General features: G+C 48.6%; 5 protein-coding genes. 2 read left to right on the forward strand and 3 right to left on the reverse strand.

Annotated elements, in window-relative coordinates; all coding sequences use genetic code 11:
* The first annotated feature begins 81 nt into the window (after positions 1–81).
* The gene (locus tag KKC1_RS16135) at positions 82–225 is read left to right on the forward strand and encodes a hypothetical protein (RefSeq protein ID WP_153802865.1); all 144 of its coding nucleotides are present in this window, start codon (positions 82–84) and stop codon (positions 223–225) included.
* On the opposite strand, the gene KKC1_RS13415 is transcribed toward KKC1_RS16135, so the two are convergent.
* Complete coding sequence (locus KKC1_RS13415; RefSeq protein ID WP_088554946.1) at positions 226–3,273, reverse strand: DNA polymerase III subunit alpha; 3,048 nt, start codon at positions 3,271–3,273, stop codon at positions 226–228.
* Between KKC1_RS13415 and KKC1_RS15850 the strand changes: the two genes are divergently transcribed.
* Positions 3,263–3,490: a hypothetical protein gene (locus KKC1_RS15850; protein WP_143288760.1), complete on the forward strand. Its 228-nt coding sequence runs from the start codon at positions 3,263–3,265 to the stop codon at positions 3,488–3,490. The two genes, KKC1_RS13415 and KKC1_RS15850, sit on opposite strands and share 11 nt — an antisense overlap.
* Positions 3,491–3,496: 6 nt before the next feature.
* On the opposite strand, the gene KKC1_RS13420 is transcribed toward KKC1_RS15850, so the two are convergent.
* Positions 3,497–3,745 carry a DUF6504 family protein gene (locus KKC1_RS13420; protein WP_088554947.1) on the reverse strand — a complete coding sequence of 83 codons (249 nt, stop codon included), beginning with the start codon at positions 3,743–3,745 and terminating at the stop codon, positions 3,497–3,499.
* Entirely contained in the window at positions 3,729–4,823 is a 1,095-nt protein-coding gene (locus KKC1_RS13425) for a DNA polymerase Y subunit UmuC family protein (protein WP_088554948.1), read from the reverse strand. The genes KKC1_RS13420 and KKC1_RS13425 overlap by 17 nt, the downstream gene beginning before the upstream one ends.
* Positions 4,824–5,068 lie beyond the last annotated feature (245 nt).

The raw sequence follows: 5,068 nt of genomic DNA on the forward strand, positions 1-5,068 counted from the left end.
CAAAGGCACACCCGGTTATCAAGAACCTTATAGAGGTTCCATGATAACTTCTAAATCAAATTATACGAGGGGGGAGGAATTATGAGAGCTTTTTTGAGGGGATGCGGGTATGCCTATAGTTACTTGAACGCCGGGCTTTTCGTCACTTCTTTTCTGGCCCAAACTTTTGCCGGGTTGGTTATGCTGGCCGTATTACTGCTGGGGTTCATGAACTTTTTCAACTAACTATTTTGCCTTCAATTCTTCATACATGTTCTTTACTTCCCGGGCAATTATATTGATGCCGTTACCCCTCCGCTGGAGAATCCCGGTGACGGCTAGGGGCGGAGAAGGGTGGCTGAAAATTATGTTGCCGTATATTTGGTACACGTCTTCAAAGACAGTGACATCCGCCAGGCCGAACTCGTCTTCTAAAGAGAAAAAAACTACGGTACGACCGCTGCGGGTAGGGGGGCGATGGGGGGCAATTACAATACCAGCTACTTTGATACAGGTGCGGTCGGGGAACTGCCGGAGTTCCCGGGTGTTTTTATACCCTTTTTGCTGCAGCAGAGGACGCCAGCGGGCCATATAATGTTCTTCAATGTCAATTCCTAAAATCCTGTACTGCAGTTCCTGCTTTTGTTCCGGAGTGAAGTCCGGAATATTTTTTACATTTTTTTCACCGGTTATTTTCCAGAGCAACTGCCTGCGGTTCGGGTGTAAAGTATCAAAGGCTCCGCAAAGGATGAGATTTTGTAAAATGGGACGGGGTACAAAGACCCTTCGGCGAAAATCATCTAAGGAGGAGAAGGGAGCCTGTTCTCTGGCCTTTAGAATAGCGTTCAGGACCGATTTGGTCATTTGCTTTATTTGAGACAGAGATACACGGATACCGTTTCCTTCTACAGAAAATTGTGCTTGGCTCCGGTTGATGTCCGGCGGTAAAATCTTAATTCCTCTCCTCCTGGCCTCTTGGCACAGGGTATTGGCCGGGTAGTAGCCCATGGGCTGGTTGCTCAAAAGAGCCGCAAAAAATTCAACCGGATAGTGGCAGGCCAGGTAGGCGGTTTTATAAGCCAGAGAGGCAAAAGCGGCAGCATGAGCCTCGCAGAATCCGTAACTGGCATATCCCTTAATACAGGAAAAAATGGTTTCAGCGGTCTTGGAGTCGATCCCGCGGGCGATGGCCTTCTGTATAAACTGTTTGCCGATAGCTTCCATTTCCCGGTGCGAGCGGGCATGGCTCATGACTCGCCGCAGTTCATCGGCTTCTCCCGGGGTAAAACCGGCAATAGCGGTGGCAATTTCGATAACCTGTTCCTGAAAGAGAACTACGCCGTAGGTTTTTTCTAAAATCGGTTTCAGTTTGGGATGAAGATAGGATACCGGTTCTTCCCCTTTACGGCGGGCAATAAAAGGTTCGACCATATTTCCCTTTATAGGCCCGGGGCGAATCAGGGCCACGCTGGCTACTAAATCCTCCAGCCGGGAGGCTTTAAGCCGGCACTGGAGGGCCCGTTGGGCGGGACTTTCCAGTTGAAAAACTCCGACAGTGTTACCCTGGTTTATCATAGCAAAGGTTTTTTTATCATCGTAAGGAATGGATTCGTAATCCAGCGGCCAGCCGGAAAGGCTCAGGTTGCGCATGGTGTCTTCAATGGCGGTTAGAGTTTTTAAGGAAAGGAGGTCCAGTTTAACCAGCCCTAGTTCTTCTACATATTTTTTGTCAAATTGGGTTACCACTACCCCTTTGGCGGATTTCTGCAAAGGGGTAATGTTTACCAGGGGCTCGCGGCTGATTACTATACCTCCCAGGTGGGTGCCTATAAAGCGAGGGAAACCGGCCAGTGCCCGGCAGTAGTCAAATAATTTTTGATAGCGGGGCTTGCGCCAGCAGGCGTCCTGGAGTTCAGGAAGTTTTTCTAGGGCATGACTTATTTCGTCTGCCGGGATATGGGGCATCTTTTTGGCCAGAGCATCTATTTCTTCTTCTGGAAAGTTCATGACTTTTCCCAGGTCTCTAAGGGCGGAGCGGGCCTGGTAAGTGTTATAAGTACAGACGGCGGCTACATGTTCATCCCCGTATTTTTCGGAAAGATAGCGGGCCACTTGGTCCCGGTGGCGGGAATCAAAGTCGATGTCAATGTCCGGTTTTTGACCTCGCTCTAGGCTCATGAACCGTTCGAAAAGCAGTTGGCGTCTTATGGCATCTACTTCGGTAATATATAGGCAGTAAGCTACCGCGGAGTCGGCGGCAGAGCCCCTGCCGGCGTAACGAATACCTTTTTGCCGGGCATAGCGGACCAGATCCCACACCAGCAGGAAGTAATCCGCGAATCCCAGTTCAAAGATAATTTTAAGTTCATAATTGAGCCGCTCGGCAATAGCCGGAGTTATTTTACCGTATCTTTCCACAGCCCCCTGAAAAGTCAAACGCTTTAAAAATTTTTCCGCCGTTTCTCCCGGCGGCAGCGGGTAACGGGGGAACAAGTTGTTATCGAGGGTCAAAGCCGGCTGGCATTCTTCAGCCAGTTCTTGAGCAGCCCTAAGGGCTTGAGGATATTCGATAAAGATTTCCTGCATTTCTTGAGCTGACTTTAAGTAGTTCTCTCCATTTAAAGGGCGTTCCGGGTGAATATCTTCCAGCCGAGTAAGGTTGCGGATACAGGTTAGCAGGTCATGGATTTTAAAATCTTTTTTATAAACGTAGTGGACGTTGTTAGTAGCTACAACCTTGACCCCGAGGTTTTCGGCTAATTGAACCAGGTAACGGTTTAAGGTTCTGTCCCCGGGTAAAAAAGTCTGCTGGAGTTCCAGGAAAAAGTTATTCTTGCCAAATATATTGATTAACCTCTTAGCCGCCTCCCGGGCTTGGAGGTATTTTTTGCGCAAGAGAAGATAGGAAACCTGACCCCGGCGGCAGCCTGAGAGGGCAATAAGGTCTTTGCTGTATTTTTCCAGGAGGTCGAATGCAACTTCAGGTTTTCCCCGAGGGTTACCCAGGTGGGCTGAGGTAAGAATACGGCAGAGGTTGGAATAACCCGACGGATTTTGAGCCAAGAGTACCAAGTGCCAGCCTCCTTCCAGGTTTACCTCCACTCCCTGGAGGGGCTTGATACCCGCCCGGGTAGCCTGGCGGTGGAATTCCACCGCCCCGCAAAGATTATTATGATCGGTCAGGGCCAGGGCCTTCATTCCCAGGTCAGCAGCTCTTTCCACCAGTTCTTGCGGGGAGCTGGCACCGTCCAGGAAAGAAAAGTAAGAATGGGTATGAAGATGGATGAAAGCCATAGTCTCAATCACCTTCTTTCCGCGCCGGAGGCCCCGGCTTTTAAGCCTGGGGAGGAAGGCGCGGTGCTGTACTTCCTGTGGTTTTGTCGGTCATGCGGATATAGTAGCCGCAACCAATATCCGTCAGGTCTATTTTGAGGCGCTGGCGGATGGGCCTCCGTCAGTAGGCCCTGAAGCAGGCTCGACCTGCAAGCCCCTAGCTTTAGCTATGGGGTAACTGACCTCAATCGTAGATGCGATAGAGGAACCATTTTTGGTTGTTTTCTTCCCGGTAGATTTCGTAGAGGCCGTTATTTCCGGCCAGCAGGCGGTAGAAATATTTTTCTTTCTCCCCCTTCCACCAGCAACCAGTTTCTTTCCAGCATTCTAAGATATTTTGCACCGGGAACCACTGTTTGCGCCAGAAAAAGCCCTGGGGTTTTCCGTCAGGGCTACATCTTACGATTACAGGTTTGTTAATCAACCTGCTCAAGGGTACTCACTCCTGGTAGCCGGTGGTGCAGAGGATCCCAAAAACATAAAATTTTTTCCCGCCGATCTGCTTGACAGCCATAGTTTAAAATCGGGCTGCCGTGGGTCTGCTGTAGCTTTTTCAACCAGGGGGAGATTGTTTTTCTGGACTGGGTAATATTTGTCGGTGGTTTAGTTTCTTCAAATAATTTCAACTGGCGCCATTGAAGAGGAGCCAATTCTTCTACCGCCACCACTATCCGGTATACAGGGGAGTTAATTCTGCTTAGCCGGAGCAAATGAAAGAGGTTTTCTTTCAGGTGAACAGCCTGGCTGGAAGGGGTGGCAAACTTGCGTATTCCGGTAGAGACGGGACCTTCTTCCAGATAAAGGTACAGTTTTAAACAATGGCATCCCAGAAATTGTTTTTTTAGGGTTTGGCTTAGATGGTTGGCGGCTTGGGTCAAAGCTTTCTCAATTGTCCGGCGGTCCATCGCCTTTCCCAACTCGGTACGGTAAAGATAACGAAGAGGAGGGTAACTTGCCCGGAGGGGGGTGAAATCTATTCCCCGGCTCAAAAGGTATAGGCGGTAACCTGTACTGCCCCAGCAACTGACCAGTTGCCTTTCCGGAATTTGGGCGACTTCTCCCAAAGTAGCAAGCCCCATTAATTTGAGCGTGTTTAACACGGAAGCTTCTACCGGCCAAAGAAAATCTACCGGCAAACGAGCGCTGAAAGATCTTTCTTCTCCCTCCGGAATTAAAAGCAAATGATACTTTTTGCTTTTGATTAGTTTTATTTTCCTCCCGGCTGCCATGCCGGGTTCCTTTAAAAGGAAAAGCGCCGCTGCTTTAGCCAAAAATTTATTACGGGCAATACCGCCGGTAAGAAAAGCGGTGAATTGGAGGTCGTTATTAAGTTCGCAATGCAACTCCTTTAAAAATTGGCCCGGCTCGTTGCCTAGATCTATAAAAAGCGAAAGCTCCTCCGGAAGGGGTTCGACTTTAGGGGAGAGATAGCTGCCCAGGTTCAATAATTTCTGATAAGTGCCGGAGTTGTCTTGGGGACTGGAAAGAAGTAAATAAGCAATCCAAGCCATGTTATCCCTCCTTTGCGAACATGCGTTCGATTAAATTATATTAGGAGAGTACTTCGAGTGTCAACCAAAGAATAGATGGGAATTTGCTCCACTAGACGGAAAACTTTTACCTGAAAATTGTACCCGGCAGAGAAGCAAAAATTGTGATATAATTAATAAGGATTTCTGGCGGTAGAGACCCGCGGTAAAATGTCAAGACCCTGAATTGGAAATTTTATTGTTTCAAAATGTAAAAAGACAATAAG

Source organism: Calderihabitans maritimus, assembly GCF_002207765.1.
Lineage (GTDB): Bacteria > Bacillota > KKC1 > Calderihabitantales > Calderihabitantaceae > Calderihabitans > Calderihabitans maritimus.